The 17,608-nt window shown below is 67.4% G+C and carries 10 protein-coding genes and 1 pseudogene; 7 read left to right on the forward strand and 4 right to left on the reverse strand.

The window, feature by feature from the left end:
• Positions 1-102 precede the first annotated feature (102 nt).
• Positions 103-828, forward strand: a complete 726-nt coding sequence (gene ubiE / locus ACPDIX_RS13345) for a bifunctional demethylmenaquinone methyltransferase/2-methoxy-6-polyprenyl-1,4-benzoquinol methylase UbiE (RefSeq protein ID WP_423432301.1) — start codon at positions 103-105, stop codon at positions 826-828.
• Here ubiE and hemH read toward each other — a convergent pair whose 3' ends face one another.
• Positions 829-1,887 carry a ferrochelatase gene (gene hemH, locus ACPDIX_RS13350; protein ID WP_423432302.1) on the reverse strand — a complete coding sequence of 353 codons (1,059 nt, stop codon included), beginning with the start codon at positions 1,885-1,887 and terminating at the stop codon, positions 829-831.
• On the reverse strand, positions 1,884-3,275 hold the full coding sequence (gene hemG, locus ACPDIX_RS13355) for a protoporphyrinogen oxidase (protein ID WP_423432303.1): 1,392 nt from the start codon (positions 3,273-3,275) through the stop codon (positions 1,884-1,886). The genes hemH and hemG overlap by 4 nt, the downstream gene beginning before the upstream one ends.
• A 638-nt stretch (positions 3,276-3,913) precedes the next feature.
• On the opposite strand from hemG, the pseudogene ACPDIX_RS13360 reads away from it, so the two are divergent.
• Positions 3,914-5,677 (forward strand): annotated as a pseudogene (locus tag ACPDIX_RS13360) (glycoside hydrolase family 2 TIM barrel-domain containing protein); the annotation flags it as partial.
• 157 nt (positions 5,678-5,834) lie between these two features.
• Here ACPDIX_RS13360 and ACPDIX_RS13365 read toward each other — a convergent pair.
• Complete coding sequence (locus tag ACPDIX_RS13365) at positions 5,835-9,905, reverse strand: autotransporter-associated beta strand repeat-containing protein (RefSeq protein ID WP_423432304.1); 4,071 nt, start codon at positions 9,903-9,905, stop codon at positions 5,835-5,837.
• A 530-nt stretch (positions 9,906-10,435) separates the two neighbouring features.
• Here ACPDIX_RS13365 and ACPDIX_RS13370 point away from each other — a divergent pair.
• Together ACPDIX_RS13370 and ACPDIX_RS13375 are read left to right on the forward strand one after the other, a co-directional pair.
• Positions 10,436-11,002, forward strand: coding sequence for a sigma-70 family RNA polymerase sigma factor (locus ACPDIX_RS13370; protein WP_423432305.1), 567 nt, complete (start codon positions 10,436-10,438; stop codon positions 11,000-11,002).
• Positions 10,992-12,653, forward strand: coding sequence for a LamG-like jellyroll fold domain-containing protein (locus ACPDIX_RS13375; RefSeq protein WP_423432306.1), 1,662 nt, complete (start codon positions 10,992-10,994; stop codon positions 12,651-12,653). Before ACPDIX_RS13370 ends, ACPDIX_RS13375 begins: the two co-directional genes overlap by 11 nt.
• A gap of 164 nt (positions 12,654-12,817) precedes the next feature.
• On the opposite strand, the gene mazG is transcribed toward ACPDIX_RS13375, so the two are convergent.
• Positions 12,818-13,633 (reverse strand): nucleoside triphosphate pyrophosphohydrolase, encoded by an 816-nt coding sequence (gene mazG / locus ACPDIX_RS13380; RefSeq protein ID WP_423432307.1) that lies wholly within the window; start codon positions 13,631-13,633, stop codon positions 12,818-12,820.
• A gap of 214 nt (positions 13,634-13,847) precedes the next feature.
• On the opposite strand from mazG, the gene ACPDIX_RS13385 reads away from it, so the two are divergent.
• The 3 genes from ACPDIX_RS13385 to ACPDIX_RS13395 form a co-directional block, all read left to right on the forward strand.
• Entirely contained in the window at positions 13,848-15,968 is a 2,121-nt protein-coding gene (locus ACPDIX_RS13385; protein ID WP_423432308.1) for a Calx-beta domain-containing protein, read from the forward strand.
• A gap of 114 nt (positions 15,969-16,082) precedes the next feature.
• Positions 16,083-16,805, forward strand: a complete 723-nt coding sequence (locus ACPDIX_RS13390; RefSeq protein ID WP_423432309.1) for an SLC13 family permease — start codon at positions 16,083-16,085, stop codon at positions 16,803-16,805.
• On the forward strand, positions 16,802-17,608 hold an 807-nt coding region (locus tag ACPDIX_RS13395), incomplete at its 3' end, for an SLC13 family permease (protein ID WP_423432310.1). The genes ACPDIX_RS13390 and ACPDIX_RS13395, both read left to right, overlap by 4 nt.

Genomic DNA, 17,608 nt, shown 5'->3' on the forward strand with positions numbered 1-17,608 from the left:
GTCCTATAAACCAAGCCGGAGGGGTCTGCAACGGGCAATTCCCGGCGGGCCGGGGGATCCGGCGGGGTGCAGTGCGGCGGGGCCTGTGGGAAGGGGGAGCGCATGGCAGCGGTAGAAGCGGGACCGGAACCGGACCGGGCCACCCGTGTGCGTCGGTTGTTCGACGCCATTGCGAGGCGTTATGACCGGATCAACGACCTGCAGTCGGCGGGCCTGCACCGGTTGTGGAAACGGCGGGTGGTGAAGTTGGCCGGGGTGGGTCCGGGTGACCGTGTGCTGGATGTTTGTTGCGGGACCGGCGACGTGGCGATGCGACTGGCACGGGCCGGGGCGGAGGTGACGGCGGTGGATTTCAGCGAGGCCATGCTGGCGGTGGCCCGGCAACGGGCGCGCCGTTGGCGGGGTGTGGCCGGTCGGGTGCGGTTCCTGCAGGCCGATGCGATGCGATTGCCGTTTGCCGACGATGCATTCGACGCGGTGACCATTGCTTACGGACTGCGGAACCTGGCCGACTGGCGCGCCGGACTGCGGGAGTTGATCCGCGTGACGCGTCCGGGCGGGCGGGTCGTGATCCTGGATTTCGGGAAACCGGGGTGCGGATGGTGGCGTCGTCTGTACTTTGGTTACCTGCGATGGATCGTCCCGTTGTGGGGGAGCTGGGTGGCGGGCGACCGCTCCGCCTATGCCTACATTCTGGAGTCGTTGGAGGCTTATCCCGCCCAGCCTGGCGTGGCTCGGGCGTTGCACGAGCTGGGGTGCGAGCCGGTCGAGGTGATCAACCTGCTGGGCGGGGCGATGAGCCTGCACCGGGGCATCAAACGGCGTTGATCAGCTCCGGGGCGGGACGGCCTGGTCGGACGCCGGCACAGGCAGCACGTCGGCCAGCCCGCGGCGGGCCATCCGTTCGAGGGTCTCGATCCAGAGCGGGTGTTCGTTGAGACAGGGGATCTGCGCGTATTCGCGTCCGCCGGCCTCCAGAAAGGTTTCGCGCCCGCGCATCCCGATCTCCTCGAGTGTCTCCAAGCAATCCGAGACGAACGCGGGACAGATGACCAGCAGTCGTTGGATTCCGGACCGCGCCAGGCGGGCAATCTCCTCGTCCGTGTAGGGCCGCAGCCACGGGTCACGGCCCAGGCGGGATTGAAAGGCCACCGACCAACGCTGAGGCGGGATGCCGGCCTCCCGGGCGAAGGCTTCGGCGGTGCGGAAGCACTGGTGGCGGTAACAGGTGGCGTGGGCGGGGCTGGGGATCCGGCAACAATCCGGTACGGAGAGGCAATGCCGGCCGGTGGGATCGCTCTTGCGGATCTGGCGCTCGGGCACACCGTGGAAACTGAACAGCAGGTGGTCGTAACCCTTTTCCAGCCAGGGCCGCGCGCTCTCGACGAGTGCGCGGATGTAATCGGGGTCCTGGTAATACGGCGGTTCGACGGTCAGGCGGATCCGGGGCGCCTGCCGGGCAACGACCTCTTTCACCCGCTCCACCGCGGTTTCGTAGCTGGACATGGCGTAGTGCGGGAACAGCGGGATCAGGTGAAGGCGGTCCACGCCCTCACGTGCCAGCCGCCGGACAGTGTCCGGGATGGACGGGTTTTGATACCGCATGGCCAGTTCCACCGGCAGGCCGAGTCGTTCCTGCAGTTTCCGTTGAACGTTCCGGCTGATGACGATGAGCGGCGACCCTTCCGGGGTCCAGATGGACCGGTAGGCGTGCGCGGACTGTTTGGGCCGGTTGATCAGGATCATGCCCACGATCCAGCGCCGCAACAGCCACGGTACGTCCATGACGCGCGGGTCCATGAGGAATTCATCCAGGTAACGACGCACGTCGCGCACCGAGGGCGAGTCGGGCGAGCCGAGGTTGACGAGTAAAACGGCCGGTTTCATGCGCGCAAAGATGCCTGATGGAAACTGGCGATGCGTTCGGCTGCGCGGAGTCCCGAGAGGATCGAGTCGCCGAGGGAGATGCCGTCGCGGTAATGGCCGCCGAAGAAGAGTCCCGGGCAGGCCTGTTCCAGTTCGTCCATCCGCCGGCGATGATTGCCGTAGCCGAGGTTGTACTGCGGGATGGCGCGCGGCCAGTGGTAATGGTGGCGGAACACCGGCTCGCCGCGCACGCCCAGCAGCACGCGGAGGTCCTCGCATGTGATGCGGTAGAGTTCGTCGGCCGGCAGACCGGCCAGCTCCGGCTGGCGCTCCCCGCCGATGTAACTGGTCAGGGTGACGTGCCCGGCCGGCGCCCGGTTGGGAAAGAGCGACGATGAGAAGATGGTGCCCAGGATGCGGAACCCCTCGATCCGCGGGATGAGCATGCCGAACCCCTCGCACGGATGGGCGACGTCCTGGCGGCGGAAACCCAGCACGACGCTGGCCACCGGCGGATAACGGATCTCCCCCAGAAACCGCAGGGAGTGCCCTCCGTCGGTCTCCAGGCTGATCTCCGCCAGTTTGAACGCCGGGGCGGCCAGCAGGACGGCCGAATGTTCCCGAATCTGTTCGCCGTGGGGCGTGCGCACGGTCAGCTGCCATCCGGAACCGGACCGGCGGATGCGGGTGACCGCGGCGCGCAATTGCACGGCCGTGCCCAGCCGGTCTCGAAGCGTGTCCGGGAGGACCTGGAGCCCCTCGTCGAAGGAGAACTTGGGCGCACGATCCTTGGCCACTTCACCGCGCCGTTTGCGGGCCCGGGCGCCGAAGATCTGGCCGCGGATGAGCGAGCCGTATTCGCGCTCCAGGGCGGCCAGTTTGGGAAAGGCCTGCTGCACGGACAGTCGTTCCGGATCACCCGCGTAGATGCCGGCCACCAACGCGTCAATGGCGCGCTCCAAAAATTCCTGGTTCAGCCGCCGCCGGACGAAATCGGCGATGCTTTCCTCCTGATCATCCCGTTTGGCGGGGACGAAGGGCTCGCGCAACACGGCCCACTTGGCCCGCCAGCTGAACAAGGACGTGGTGAAGAACCCCAGTGGCGAAGCGGGCATGGGCACCGGCCGCCCGTCCCGCACCAGGTAACGGGCCTGCGCGCGGGGATCCGGATCCAACCGGCGCGAACTCAAGCCCGCATCGCGCACCAGCTGGGTGATGCGCGGTGAGGTCTCGAGGATCGTGTTGGGGCCGAACTCGGCCAGAAAACCATTGACGCGCACGGAGCGGATGGCCCCGCCGACACGGTCGGTGGCCTCATAGACCACGACCGGCACGCCGCAGCGGTGCAGGGCAAACGCAGCGGTCAAACCGGTGATCCCACCGCCGACCACCGCCACCGCCGGATGCATTCGGGTTTCTGACTGTGCCGTACTCATCAGGTCGCAAATGCGCGGCCCCAGAGTAGTTCAAGAGGGCGGACCCGCCAAACCCGATCGTCCAGCCGGTGGCCGGTTGTGCTGGCGCTTCGGGGCCCGCCCCTGCCGTTCGGGGGCCGGAGACCGGCAGCTTCCGGGGCCTTTTTGGCTGGCGATCCATCCGGCTCGGGCGTATCAGCGAGCGAAGGTTCACACCGTTCCGCCATGAACAAGCAGGTGAGTTTTCCCGTCCGGGTTGTCCGGGTGCATGTGCCCGAGTCTGCTGGCCGCGTGCCTCCGGCTGGCCGGCGTCCATCCTGCGTGGGCCCTGGGACCGTCGTGCACCCTCCCACTCCAGACCGAATGGCGCGTCCGGCTCGGGGACCCGCCCGAGCTGCCCTGTGTGCTGGCGTATGATGAACCGGTGCTCGGACCGGCCTCGGGCCGGGAAGGCAAGGCGGACCGGCGCGTGGTGCGTTTGAAACCGGGGATCCTGCCCACGGCCAGCCGGTTTCTCGGAGATCGTACCCCTCCCCATCGGACGCCGGAGCGCGGGCTCGACTGCGAGATCCCCCTGCACATTGCGGGGCTACGACGACTCGACCTGGCAGGTGGTGCGACTCCCGCACGACTGGGCCGTTGCAGGTCCGTTCGATGCTTCAGGTCGGCGAGTGGGCCGCGAGATGGGGCGCCTGCCGAGTCCCGGCGTGGGATGGTACCGGAGGCGGTTCGAACTTCCGGCGGCCGAGGCAGGTCACCGCGTGTCCCCGGAAGTGGAAGGCGCCATGGCCTGTGCAGCGGTCTGGTTGAACGGTCATCTGGTGGGCGGCTGGCCGTATGGCTACGCCTCCTGGCGTGTGGAGCTCACGCCCGGGGGTCCGCTGGGGGCGGCCTTTTACCCGCGCGCGGCCGGGCGCCAGCTGGAGATCCTGCGGCAGATGGGTTGCAACGCCATCCGCACAGCCCACGAACCGCCCACTCCGGGTCTGCTGGAGCTGACCGACCGGATGGGGTTTCTCGTATTGGACGAGATTTTCGACTGCTGGGAGCGGCGCAAAACTCCGAACGATCTCTACCGGATCTTCCCCGAGTGGCACGAGGCGGACTTGCGCGCGTTTGTGCGGCGGGATCGGAACCATCCCTCGGTGATCCTCTGGAGCATCGGCAACGAGGTGGGGGAACCATACACGGGCGAGCCGGCGCGGCGATGGCGCGGCGGCTGTACCGGATCGTGAAGGAGGAGGAGCCGACCCGTCTGGTGACCTGCGCCATGAACCGGGCCAAACCCGACATGCCCCTGCCTGCCGTGTTGAACGTCATCGGCCTCAATTACCAGGGCGAGGGCATTCGGGACACCGAACCGTACGCGGACTCGAGAGGGATCCGCACTCCACCGCTCTATGGCGCGTTCCATCGCACGTTCCCGGACAGGCTTGTTCTCAGCACCGAAACGGCGGCGACGGTAAGCACCCGTGGGACCTATCTCTTGCCGGTCACGCCGCATGCCAGTGCGCCGGTGCGGGAGGGAGCGGGGGCGACCGTGCGCGCGGTTACGTGAGTGCCCATGAGCTGTACACCGCCGATTTTGGCGCCTCGTCGGACAAGGTGTTTGCCACGCTGGCGCGGCATCCGTTTGTGGCCGGACAATTCGTCTGGAGCGGGTTCGACTATCTTGACGAACCCACGCCCTGCGATGCGTCGCGCAGTTCCTACTTCGGGATCGTGGATCTGGCGGGGTTTCCGAAGGATCGCTATTACCTCTACCAATCGCCATGGCGGCCCGGTTTGCCGATGGTGCATCTGCTGCCGCACTGGACCTGGCCGGGGCGGGTGGGCGAGGTGACCCCGGTGCACGTGTTCACCACCGGCGATGAGGTGGAGTTGTTCCTGAACGGGCGTTCCCCGGGCTGCCTACGCAAAGGACCGGGCGAGGTGCAACTCCGCTGGGACGATGTGGTGTATGAGCCCGGCACGTTGCGGTCGGTGACTTGCCGCGACGGCCGGGTTTGGGCCACCGCCGAGGTCCGCACCGCGGGTGCACCGCGCGACTGGAGCTGCGGCCCGACCGCACAAGGATTCATGCGGACGGGCAGGACCTGTGCTTTGTGACGGTACGGTTGACCGATGCGCGTGGGACCTGTGTGCCGCGCACGCCGCTGCGCGTCCATTTCGAAATGGCGGGGCCGGCGGAGATTGTCGCGACCGACAACGGGGACCCGACCGATTTCGAGCCGTTTCCCTCGCCCAGCCGGCGTGTGTTCAACGGGCTGTGCCTGGTGGTGATCCGCGGGCGGGCCGGCGAGCCGGGCCGGATCCGATTGACCGCCCGGGCGGAGGGACTGCCGGAGGCGGAGTTGTGGATCCGCTCGCTTACCACCCGACGGGCACAAAACTGACCCGCACGGGAAGGACGCGTGCGCGGCCGGCCCGGGTGACGGATGGGTCAAACGACACACCCGCGGGCGGTCCGCAAACCCGACCGGCACCGCCCACGGGTGGTCGTACCGCGCTCGATCTCCCGTTCCTCGTTCTGGCGAAAGAGCAGCCCGATCGTCACGGATTGCCCAACAGCCGGAAGAAGACACTGCCCGGCTCCGTGCCGACCGGGACCGTCACCGGGCTGGTGGTTCCTCCCGGGTAATCCATCCAGTTGGTGCTCAGGCCGACCGAGAGGCTGTTGGTCTGGTACTGGAGCCTGAAGTTGCCGCTCCAGCTGAACTGGATGCCCCCGGCCGTGCGCGTGAATTGGAGCGTGGGCGGCGCGGTGACGGCCTGGACTTCGATGCTTCCGTCTTCGGCCAGCCGGTTGATCCAGGTCGCTCCGCCACCGGTGATGGTGAAGTTCTGGCCGTTGACCACCGCCTTGTTGAAGATCGGGAAGCGGTCACCCACGGCCAGGGTGGGGCCGAGGTTCACCACGTGGATGGTTCCCTGCCCGAGGTTTTGAGGCGTGCCTGCGACCTCGATGATGTCGTGCGGCGGCAGCGGACCGGCGGCCGCCTTGTTGATCTCGATGACGATGTCGCCGCTGATCAACAGGTCCTGACCGATCACCAGCGTGCCGATGGCGCCCGGGGCCGGGCCGGGCAACAGTTGCGTGCCCGCCTCGGCCTGGACGAAACCGAGGATGGGGCCCGTGCCACCCAGCGCGCCGCCGTACACGTAGGTGGCGGCACCCCAGTTCTCGCCGTTCACCACGAGGGTGCCGTTGCTGACCGTGGTGGTGCCATAGTAACTGTTGCTGGCCGTGAGGGTCACCACGCCCGGGCCGAGTTGCAGGAGCGAGCCGGAACCCGAGATCACACCGGGCACGACCAGCTCGCCCTGCCGGTTGAAGACCAGCATGCCGTTGTTGACGACGTTGCCGGTGCCGATGGAGCCGCTGGTGCCACCAGCGCCCACCTGCAACGTGCCGAAGTCAATGGTGGTGCCACCCGGGTAATCGTTCTCCCCGGTGAGGATCAACCGGCCCGGGCCGGCGTGCCAGACGGCCCCGCGATTGGCCGCGGCCACGTCGGGGGAAACCACGCTGCGAATGTTGCCCGGGAAGGTCACGTCGTCGGGACGGTTGAACACGAGCAGACGCCGCGTGTCGTTGTACTCCCAACTGTTGGTGAAGATCACGTCCCCGACGATGGAACCGGCGCCCTCGGTGAATCCGTCGCCCAGCACGATGGCGCCCCCGCCGATCCACGTCCCGCCGGTGTACGTGTTGTTGCCGAGGAACATGACCCCGCCGTCGTTGAAGTTGTTGACGTCTTTGAACACCACGCCGCTGCCGGTGATGTTGTTGGTGTAAACGAAGACGGGGACCTCGGGCCAGATGCCGTCCTGCCGCACCAGCCGCAACATGCCGTGGTTGGTGACGGCCGAGCTGAGCAACTGGCCGGCATTGCCGCGACTGGGCTGGAAGATGGCGCCGGGTTCGATGAGGGTCCAGCCGGTGTAGGTGTTGGCCCCGATGGCCATCAACCAGCCGCGCCGCACGATCAGGTTGCCGGAGCCGGTCAGGATCCCGTTGCCCGAGAGTGACCACTGGCCCGTACTGTCGAAGATGAGCGTGCCATTGTTTTCCACCGGCGCCGTGGAGGCCAGTTTGCCGGTGGGACCGCCGTTGCCCACCTGCAAGGTGGCCCGGTTGGTCGTGCCGCCGGTGTACGTGTTGTCCGCCTCCAGGATCAGCGTGCCCGGCCCCTCGTGCACGAGCGAACCGGTGCCGCTGATCACGCCGGGGATCACCAGCGTGCCGTCGCGTCGGACGACGAGGCTGCCGTTGTTTTGCACCGGGCCGGTGCCCAGGCTGCCGGTGGTGCCGCCGTCGCCGACTTGCAATGTACCTTGGAGAGAGGTGCCGCCGGTGTAGGTGTTGTCGCCCGTCAACACCCATTTGCCCGGGCCGATCTTGGCGAGGGCCGTCGGCCCACCACTGTCGCCCAGTGGGGCGGCCAGGAGATTGTCGGCCTCGTTGGTCCCGCCGAGGGTCAGCACACGCTGGCCCGAGCCGCTGAGGGCGACGGCACCGGAGTTGATCAGGCGCAGGGCGCCGGTGCCGGAGGCGTCCAGCGAGCCGCCGCCGGTGCCCAGGGTGAACAAGCGGTCCACCGTGGCACCGGGTCCGGTGTAGAGCAACGTCCCGCCGTTCAGGACGAGGTTGGCAGCGTCGGCCGGCGAGGCGCCGATGTCGCTGGGCGCGCCCCCGTTGGCGAGGGCACCCACCTGCAGCACGCCGCCGGCGATGAGGGTGGGGCCGGTGTAGGTGTTGGCGCCGCCGGCCAGCGTCAGCGTGCCCGAACCGCTCTTGGTCAGGCCGCCCGCGCCGCCGATGTTGTTGGCGCCGCCGGAGGTGATGGTGTAGGGCTTGGCGGCGTTGTTGACCAGGACCTGGAAGGGCTCGACCGGGGCATTGACCGTGATGTCGGTCGTGCCGGTGGCGGCATCACTGAACAACACCCAGCCGCCGTTGGCGAAGAGGGTGGGGGTGCCGCCGTAGGTCCAGTTGTTCGGAGTCACAAGATCCCAGGACCCGTTGTTCCCGCCGGTCCAGACATAGGCCAGGTCCGTGACATGGAGGTACAGTGTGTTGCCCTGGATGCTCAGGTTGCCCACGGCTCCCTGGACGAGTCCGAGAGCGACGTTGGGGGCGGAACCCGAGGTCCAAGTGAGGAGGGGATAGCTTTGGTTGACGTTGAACGAGCCGCCGATCACTTCGATGACCACGGTGCCGGCTGAGCCGAGATTGCCAGCCGCCAGCGGTGCCGTGGTGGTGCTGGTCACGTTGTCGAAGGCCAGTGTGCAACCGCTCTGGGACCCGAGTACGAGGTTGGCCGGCGACACCGGTGCGGTTCCTGCACGGATGACCAGCGCGGCGCCGTCCGCCACGGTGATGTCGCCCGAGCCGCTTTTGCCGCCCTGGAAGACCAGACGTCCCCCATGGACCACGGTGGGCCCGCTGTACGAGGCCGTGCCGCCGAGGGTCACCGTGCCGGCGCCGAATTTTTCCAGCGAACCGCCGCTGCTGGTCAGCGGCGTCTTCAAAACGACCTCCTGACCGCCGCTGTCGAATTTGTAAAGCTGACCGGCTGCGGTGCTGAACCGGGGGGAGTAATCGAAGGTGTTGGCGGCGCTCCACCGCAAGGTGCCGCCTTCGAACGAGAGGGTGCTGCCCTGGCCGAGCGGACCCGAAACCCCGGGGTTCTCCGGCCCGTTGACCACCAGCGTGCCGCCGACCAGCCGGACGGTCCCGCTGAACGTCCCGGCACCGGAGAGCATGAGGGTGCCACTGCTGACCTGCAACGTGCCCGCGCCGTTGATCGCGTAAGGAAAACTGGCCACACCTTCGGGGGCATCGTAATCGAGCGTGCCGGCGTTGATGGCCAGGGTGGGCGTGCCGGTGAGTCCGTCCAGAAGATTTGCGCTTTTCAGGACGACGGTTCCCTCGTCAATGGTCAGCGGACCCTGGATGGGGCTGTCGAACCTGGCCACGTTCACGCGCGTCCAGATCAGCCGGCCGCTGCCCTGTTTGGTGATGATGGTCGGGGAGTTGTTGTCGGCGCGGAGGTGATGGTTGACCACCCAGTCGCCACTGCCACCGAACAGCAGCGTGTGTGCGCCGCCGCCACCGTAGCGGATGCGGACCTCGGCGTTGATGGTGGCCGGGTGGGCAGAGTTGTTGATCAGGGTGTGGGTTTGGCCGCTCTGCCCGCCCCAGATCACATCAATCAGGTTCGTGCCCGGCAGGCCGAAGGTGAAAGGGCCGGCCCCGGCATCGATGGTGATGTTGTTCATCCGAATGGCGAACTGCGTGCCCACCGCTCCGTAAAACGTGACGGCGTTGACCTGATTGGAGGTCAGATAGATGTCCCGGCCGAGCTGCGCGAAGGCGCCCTGGATGTTGCCGGTGACAAAGGTGAGAAACAGGTTGCTGCTGGTGCGGCCGTCCCAGACCATGATGTCGTTGGGCTGCGGCAGGCCGGGTGGATCCCAGTTGTTTTCCAGGTCGAGTCGCACGCCGTCGCCGTTGCCGGTCCAGTAGAGTGTGGTTTGGCCATGGGCGGCGGGTGCCACACACATGAACGTGAGGGCCAGAAGGAGGGGGTATCGGATCCAGGTCATGGTTGGTTTCATGTCTGCTCGGGAGGTTTGGGGTTCGATACTTGGCGAGGTTGTGTGTCGGCCGGGGAACATTGTGCACGCCAAGCGTGACCCGCGACCGGACCGGACAGACCGGTCAGGCCGGGTCCCGGCGGGGCGACAACGGGTGCTGACGGCACCTTGATCAACCGCCGCGCAGAAGCCGGGCAGCGGCGCAGCCCGCGGGACGGTGTGCACACCCGCTCTTGTGCCGCCGCGGTCGCGCATCATACAGACGCGGAGTCAGCAGGGTTTGGTTGCCGCAGACCCGCGGCCGTGGGCCGGATCCCGGGCCGGCAGATTCACACTCCACCCGGAGGGGAACAGCCGGCCCGGGCATCGGTAGCGGGTCCATTTGGCTTTCTGCATCTGGGAATTTGCCGGTCTTGACCGGATCTCACACCGGACCCAGGCTTCCGCGGCGGTTCGAGCCGGTCGCCAACGCCGAAACCGGACCGACGCCGGCCGGTGTTGCGGTGAGATTCCGGCCACGGCCGGCAAATCAGGTGGGATGGGAAATGCCTATGGACCGGCAGCCGGACCTGGACGAGATCCTGGACGAGGTGGCACGCGGCAACGTGGATGCTTTTCGGTGGATTGTGCGCCGGTACGAACTGCCCCTGCGGAGTTACCTTTGCAGTCAGGTGTACGACCTGGACGTGGTGGATGATCTGGCGCAGGAGGTCTTCATTGCGGCCTTTCGCAGTCTGTCGAGTTTTCGGCGCGGGGAGGACTTCGGCCGCTGGTTGCGCGGGATCGCGCGGCTGAAACTGCACATGTATTTCCGGGCCACGGTGCGGCGACAGAACGCGATGGAACGTTTTCGAGAAGAGGTCAGTCGCTTGCTGGAGGAGGAATTGGACCAGGAGTCTGCGAATCATCAGGCGGCGGCCATCGAGGCCTTGCTGCGCTGCATCAACCGGTTGCCGGACCGACTGCGCCGGGTGGTGCGTGCGGGGTTGGACGGCACCAAACCGGCCCTCTTGGCGCAGGCCCTTTCGACCACGGTGGGTGCGGTTTACAATCTTCACTATCGGGCCAATCAGTTGTTGAGAGACTGTGTGAAGAGGGAACTGGCCGATGGACGCTGATTTGCGGGACCTTTTGATGGCCTGGGGAGGCGGTCCGTTGGAGGACGCACGGTACGAGGCGCTCCTGGCCCGGTTGCGCAGCGACGCGGCTTTTCGCCGCGAATGCGCCCGCCAGATTCACATGCTGGGGATGCTGAAGGTGGTCCAGGCCCCCTCGCCGCGCTGGTTGCGGTTGGAAGAGGAACTCCGATCCGATCTCCTGCAGGAGGAGGCCTGTGCATCCGCCGCCCCGGGGGTGGAACAGCGCGTGATGGAAGCCCTGGAACGGACGGCGACTCCCGGCCGCGGGAAGGGGCTTGAATGGATGGCGGCGCTGGCCGCCGTTGGCGTGGTGCTGGCGGCGGTGGGAGCCTGGATGATCTGGCGGCAGACTTCTGCCGCCGTGGTGCCGTTGCACCTGCGGGAGACGCTCGGCGTGGTGGTTCAGACGGAGCGGGTGATTTGGGATCCTTCCACCGAGTTTCGTCCCCGGCAGGATGACCTGTTGGAACCGGGCTGGTTGCGGTTGCGGTCGGGGCGCATCTCGCTGGCCTTGTTCAACGGAGTCCGCCTTCATGTGGTGGGGCCGGCGGCGATCCAGCTCCGGTCGCTTTCGCACGTGTACTGCGAATCGGGCCGGCTCGCGGTGCACGTGCCGCCCCAGTCGGAGATCACCGATTTCACGATTGCCTCGCCCGGGGCGGCCATCCGGGATTTGGGGACCGAATTCGGTTTCAACGTCTCCCCGGACGGCTCGGCCGAGGTGATGGTCTTTCGAGGGGCGGCCGAGGCGTCGGTCCTGGCCCCCAACGGGACGACGCTGCGGAGCGAGGTGGTGGAGGAACGTGCACCGGTGCGGGTGGTGCCCGGGCGGGGTGTGATCGAGCCGGCTGCCCTGCCGCCGGAGCGGTTCGTGCAACCGCCGCGAGTGGAAGCGCGGCCCCTCCGGCTGAGCGCCGACTACGCCCGGGCCGTGCAACAAGCCGCGCCCTGGAGTTACTGGCGGTTCGACCAGGTCACGGCCGGTCGGGTCGCCAACGCGATGGAGGGCGGACCTCCCCTGCGCGTGTTCGGAACGGTGGCATTTCGCGAAGTGGGGCCGGGCAACCGGGCGGCGTTCCTCGATCCGCGGGTGAACGAGCCCTATCTGCAGACCGAGACGTTGTGGGCGGGCCCGACCGGGGAGTATGCCCTGGAGTTTCTCTTTTCTTCCGAGCAGTACAAGAACAGTGCGCTGGTGGGGTTGCTCACGCCGGAGGACCATCACCTGGCCCTGGTCGAGCTGACGGCGCGTGATCCGGAACACCTCGTCCACAAGCCGGGCACGTTGCGATACGTGCAGCGCGTACCCCCGGCCACGTACGGCGGGGTGAACCTGTTTTCCACCCGGGTCTTCTTCCCCTACCGCTGGCATCACATCGTGGCCCAGTACCGCGCCGGCCGGATGGAAATGTACATTGACGGCGTGCTGGCCGCTGCGGCCCCGGCGGATGCTCCTCAGCAAAGCTTTCCCTGTCACGTCCTGCTGGGCTGGTTACGGCATCGCCCCAATCCGCCGGAGGACGTTCGTTCGCTGGCCGGATACCTGGACGAGGTGGCCGTTTACGGCAGGGCCCTGGACCCGGCCACGATCGCCACCCACGCCGCATTGGCGGGCTGCGGTGGGGAGTAAATGGTTCACAGGCCGAGTCAGGTGTGAGGTGGGGGCGGCCCGGGCGGATCCAACGCCCGTGGAGTCCGCGGGAGCGCGCCCGCTATACCCCGCCGTGCGGCCCGCAGGATGGAGGCGGTCAAGGCCGGGACCGGCGCTGCACCTGGCGCCGCGGCCGGTTTTCTTCACGAATCGGGCGTCCCTCCACCGTCTGGCGCGCGGCCACCGGGCCGGGCGGCGCCGGCACGCGATCGCCGGGATCGGGTTTTGGCCGCCGCCGGCTCCGGCGCTTTCGCGCGGGTGGTTTGCGTGCGGAGCCGGCGTCGTTCCCACCGGCGCCATTGTCGTTCGCGGCGCTGCGATTCTTCCCGGAGCAGGGTCTCGGCGGACCAACCATGCGCCTGGGCCAGTTCCACCAGGGCCCATAGTTGCGAGGCCAGGCGACGGGGTGTCCAACGTGCAGGCCGTCCGGGACCGGGTGCGGCCTCGCCGGCGGTTGCCGTTTCGGAAACCAGCCCGGCCTTCTTCGCCTTCTTGATGAGTTCGGTGGCCCGCATGAGGGCGGGTAAATGACGGGGTATCCCGTCGAAGACCGAGCCTTGCGGACGACCGCGCTGCTGTTTCTCCTGTCGTTTCAGCTCGTCCCAACGGGCCAGGACCTCTTCGGCATCCTTCACCGCGGCTTCTCCGAAGACGTGGGGATGGCGATGAATGAGTTTTTCGGTGATGCGACGCGCGACAGTGTCGAAATCGAACGCCCCGCGCTCCCGGGCCAACTGGGCGTGGAACACCACCTGGAGCAGCACGTCGCCCAGTTCTTCCAGCAGGGCCTCATCGTTACCGGCTTCGATGGCGTCCAACAGCTCGTAAACCTCCTCCACGGCGTACATCCGGAGGGTCCGGTGCGTTTGCTTGCGATCCCAGGGGCATCCCCCCGGGCCGCGCAACCGGGCCATGACCTCCAACAGTTCCTCGATGGCCGACCGTGTTTTGGATCGCATGACCCGGCTCAGGTAACGGGCTGCGGAAGGCGAAGCAAGCCTTTCAGATCCGCGTCGGTGCGCCGGCCCGGGGAACCGGGCCGCCTCAGGAGTGTGGGACGCCTCGAAACGGGCGCTTGCGATCCTCCGGAGATGTGCGATGGGTAGACGGTGGCCCGCTGAAGCGGTCTGCTCGGAGACATCTGGACGGGAGGCAAAAACCATGATCTCACCGATGCGTTGCATTTGCCGGGCGGCGCTGCCGCTGGTCTTCTTCGCCCTTACGGTCGCTGCACAGACGGATCCTGCCGTGGTGCGGACGGTGGTGACGGTGACCGCGCCGGATCCTGAAGCAGTCGAAGGCCGGGACAACCCCGGTCTGTTCGTTTTGCATCGCCGGGGGAACCTGGATGTGGCGGTCCCGGTGTTCCTCCGCATCGGGGGTACCGCCAGCAACGGGGTGGACTACGCGGAACTACCTTTGGAGGTGGTGATTCCGGCCGGAGTGGAAGAGGTGCGCCTGGAGGTGAAAGCCCTGCCCGACGATTTGGAAGAAGGCACCGAAACGGTGGTGCTGCAGGTGGTGGAACCCCCTTGCATCGCCATTTGGCCTCCTCCACCGACGTGTTATGCGGTGGGCCGCCCTTCGGAAGCCGCGGTTCGCATCTATGACACCGACATGAAGCTTCCACCCAAGGTGGCGATTGTGGAGCCGGAACCCGGCACGGTCTATCGTGCGCCGGCGGATGTACGGATCCTGGTGGTGACCCGCGATGCCGACGGCTACGTGCCGCGGGTGGAGTTCCTGGCCGATGGCGAGCGGATCGGCGTGCGCGAGGTGTATTTCATTGTCCCGCCTCCGCCCGGCCAGTCCCAGCGGTTCGAATGGGTCTGGACCAATGCGCCTGTCGGGCCGCACGTCTTAACCGCGATCGCGACCGACGATTCGGGGCTGACGAGCACGTCCGCCCCGGTGGAAATCCGCGTGCGTGCCGTGCCTTCGCTTCCGCGTGTATGGATTGAAACACCCGACCCGCGGGCCACCGAACCGCTGCCGACCACACCGGGGTTCGATCCGGCTCGATTCGTCCTGCGGCGCGAAGGCGGCGAGTTGGGAGAATCCCTGACGGTGCGGTACCGCGTGGGCGGCACGGCTTCCAACGGCGTGGACTACGTGGAGTTGCCGGGTACGGCCACCTTCCCGCCCGGCGCACGCGAGGTGGAACTGGTCGTCCAGCCGCTGGCAGATGACCTTCCTGAGGACACCGAGTCGGTCATCGTACAGCTGGTCCAGCCGGACTGCGCGACCGAGGCCGGTCCGGCGCCGGGCTGCTACGTCGTGTCGCATCCGGTCCGGGCCATTGCCTGGATTCGGGACGCCACGCGGACGAATCGGTTGCCCTACATCGCATTGGTCAGCCCGCCGCAGGGGGCCGTGTACCAGGAACCGGTGGATGTCCGGTTGGTGGCGTTGGCCTGGGATCCGGACGGTTGGGTGGTTGCGGTGGATTTCTATGCAGATGACGAATGGCTGGGGACGGTGACCAACCGCCTGGCGGTCCTGACGGAGGCCGATACCGAACTGACCCCGGCAGGCCCGGTCGTGCCGGCGCACATCCCGGCCCTGCCCTTCGTATGGATCTGGACCAACGCGCCGGCCGGTGAACACGTCCTCCACGCCGTGGCCACCGACAATCTGGGCGGTCAAACCCGAAGCCGGCCGGTGCGCATCCGCGTTCTGGAAGCTTCCGACGTCGCCGTGGTGCGGATCCTGGCCACCGATCCCATCGCTCGCGAGGGCACGACGAACACCGCCCGATTCCACATCATTCGCTCGCGCCCTGCCAACGCTCCGCTGACGGTCTTTTACCGGGTGGGTGGCACCGCCACTCCGGGTGAAGACTACAGGGAATTGCCCGGGCAGGCGCAGATTCCCGCCGGCCAGAGGGCCGTACCGGTGGAGGTGGTTGCGACCGGAGACAACATCCCGGAGGGCATCGAGACGGTCGTCGTGCGGTTGATCGAACCGCCGGTGGGTCCGACCACCTACCGGGTGGGTCGCCCCTCCCGGGCCGCTGCCGTGATCCTGGATGCACAGGTTGAACCGCCCCTCAACAGTCGGCTGGCCGACGGCACTGTGCTCCTGCCTTTGCCGCACATTCCCGGCGTGCCGTGGCGGCTCGAATGGTCCACCAACCTGGTGGATTGGGAAGGGATGGGCAGCGCCACGCTCGACGGCGAAGAGACATTCCCTGTCTTGGATCCCGAGGCGTCCGAGGTGCCGGTGCGTTTCTACCGGCTCGTGCCGGAGTACGGGCCCGTGGATGTGGAGACCGATGCGGCATCGGGCCCCTAACCTGCCGCGGCGCCACTTCCCATCGAACGGGTGCCGGCCGGGGCCCTCGCTACACGGGCACCCAAAGGCCCGACCCTTGACCCGGTCGGAGAGGTAAACGCCGTTTCAACCCGGATGGCGATGGCTTCAAAGGCCGTCCCGGCGGAGGCGCTTTCGGGGCTGAGTCATCCGGCGACCGTGACCCTGGGCGCGATGTTGTTTCTGAGTGCGGGCCTGCAGAAGACCGGCGCCGTGGCGGTGCTGGGCCGTTGGCTGGTGCGACGGGGTCGGAACCGGACGCTGTTGTTGCTGGGCTTGATGCCGGGGGTGGGGGTGAGCTCGGCTTTTATCAACAACACGGCGACCGTGACGGTGTTCCTGCCGATGGTCCCGAGTGCGGCAGCGGCCCGGAAGGTCTCGGCTTCCAAGCTTTTGATTCCGCTGTCCCATGCGTCGCAATTCGGTGGCGTTTGCACCTTGATCGGGACCTCCACGAACCCTGTGGTGCACGGCATTTCCCAGCAGGCGGGCCTGGGGGGATTCGAACTGTTCGAGTTCGCCGCGCTGGGAGGGGTGATGTTTGCGGCGGGCACGGTGTATCTGTGGGTGGTGAGTCCGTGGTTGTTGCCGGATCGGCGCGGGGCGGAGCTGACCCAGAACGATCAGCTCGGCCCGTACATCACGGAGGTACCTGTGACGGCGGACTCGCCTCTGCTGGGCGGGACGGTGTTCGAGGCCCGGTTGGGTGAAGAGCACGATGTGACAGGGCTGGAGTTGATCCGCGGCGAGCGCAAGGTGTGGGCACCCCTGCGTGAACCCCTGCGGGAGGGGGACATTTGCTGGTGCGCGGGCGGGTGAACGACCTGGTGGCGTCGCGGAACACGGCGGGACGGGGAATCGAACCGGAGTTCCAGTTGAAAGAGGCCTCGCTGGAGACGGGCGAGGTGGACCTGGTGGAGGCGCTGGTGGCTCCCCACTCCCGCCTGGCAGGGGCCACCTTGCGCCAGCTCGATTTTCACGGGCGCTACAAGGTGATCGTGCTGGCCATCCACCGCCGCGGCCAGGTGATCCCGGAAAAGCTGGCGGAGGTGCCCCTGCAGTACGGCGACGCCCTGTTGTTGATGGGGCCGAAGGCGGAGCTGGCCCGTCTGCGCGGAGACGAGAACTTCATCGTGCTGCAGGCGCACACGGAGATCCCCTGGCACACGCGGCGCGTGCCGCTGGCACTGGCGATCGTGGCGGCGGTGGTCCTGTTGGCCGCCCTGAACGTGCAACCGATTTTGGTGACCGCATGGGTGGGGTGTGGCGCCATGGTCCTGACCGGTTGTCTGCGCATGGAAGACGCCTACCGGACGCTGGACTGGCGCGTGCTGATTCTGCTGGCCGGTGTGTTGCCGCCGGGATTGGCGTTGGAGAAATGCGGGGCGGCGCCGGCGGTGGCGGATGCGGCCCTGCAGCAGCTGTGCGATGCAGGGCCGGTGGCCATCTTGGCCGTGTTGCACCTGTTGACCGGCGTTTTGACCGAATGCATGAGGAACAACGCCGCCGCCGCGTTGCTGGCGCCGGTGGCCATCAGCACCGCCGAGGCACTCGGCGTGAGCGCAAAACCTTTCCTGGTGGCGGTCACGTTCGCCGCTTCCACCAGCTTTGCCACGACGGTG

The organism is Limisphaera sp. 4302-co (genome assembly GCF_049537155.1).
GTDB lineage: Bacteria > Verrucomicrobiota > Verrucomicrobiia > Limisphaerales > Limisphaeraceae > Limisphaera.

Coding starts and splice junctions, on each gene's coding strand:
- ubiE (WP_423432301.1), top strand. CDS start 103: ATGGCAGCGGTAGAAGCGGGACCGGAACCGGACCGGGCCACCCGTGTG.
- hemH (WP_423432302.1), bottom strand. CDS start 1,887: ATGAAACCGGCCGTTTTACTCGTCAACCTCGGCTCGCCCGACTCGCCC.
- hemG (WP_423432303.1), bottom strand. CDS start 3,275: ATGCATCCGGCGGTGGCGGTGGTCGGCGGTGGGATCACCGGTTTGACC.
- ACPDIX_RS13365 (WP_423432304.1), bottom strand. CDS start 9,905: ATGAAACCAACCATGACCTGGATCCGATACCCCCTCCTTCTGGCCCTC.
- ACPDIX_RS13370 (WP_423432305.1), top strand. CDS start 10,436: ATGGACCGGCAGCCGGACCTGGACGAGATCCTGGACGAGGTGGCACGC.
- ACPDIX_RS13375 (WP_423432306.1), top strand. CDS start 10,992: ATGGACGCTGATTTGCGGGACCTTTTGATGGCCTGGGGAGGCGGTCCG.
- mazG (WP_423432307.1), bottom strand. CDS start 13,633: ATGCGATCCAAAACACGGTCGGCCATCGAGGAACTGTTGGAGGTCATG.
- ACPDIX_RS13385 (WP_423432308.1), top strand. CDS start 13,848: ATGCGTTGCATTTGCCGGGCGGCGCTGCCGCTGGTCTTCTTCGCCCTT.
- ACPDIX_RS13390 (WP_423432309.1), top strand. CDS start 16,083: ATGGCGATGGCTTCAAAGGCCGTCCCGGCGGAGGCGCTTTCGGGGCTG.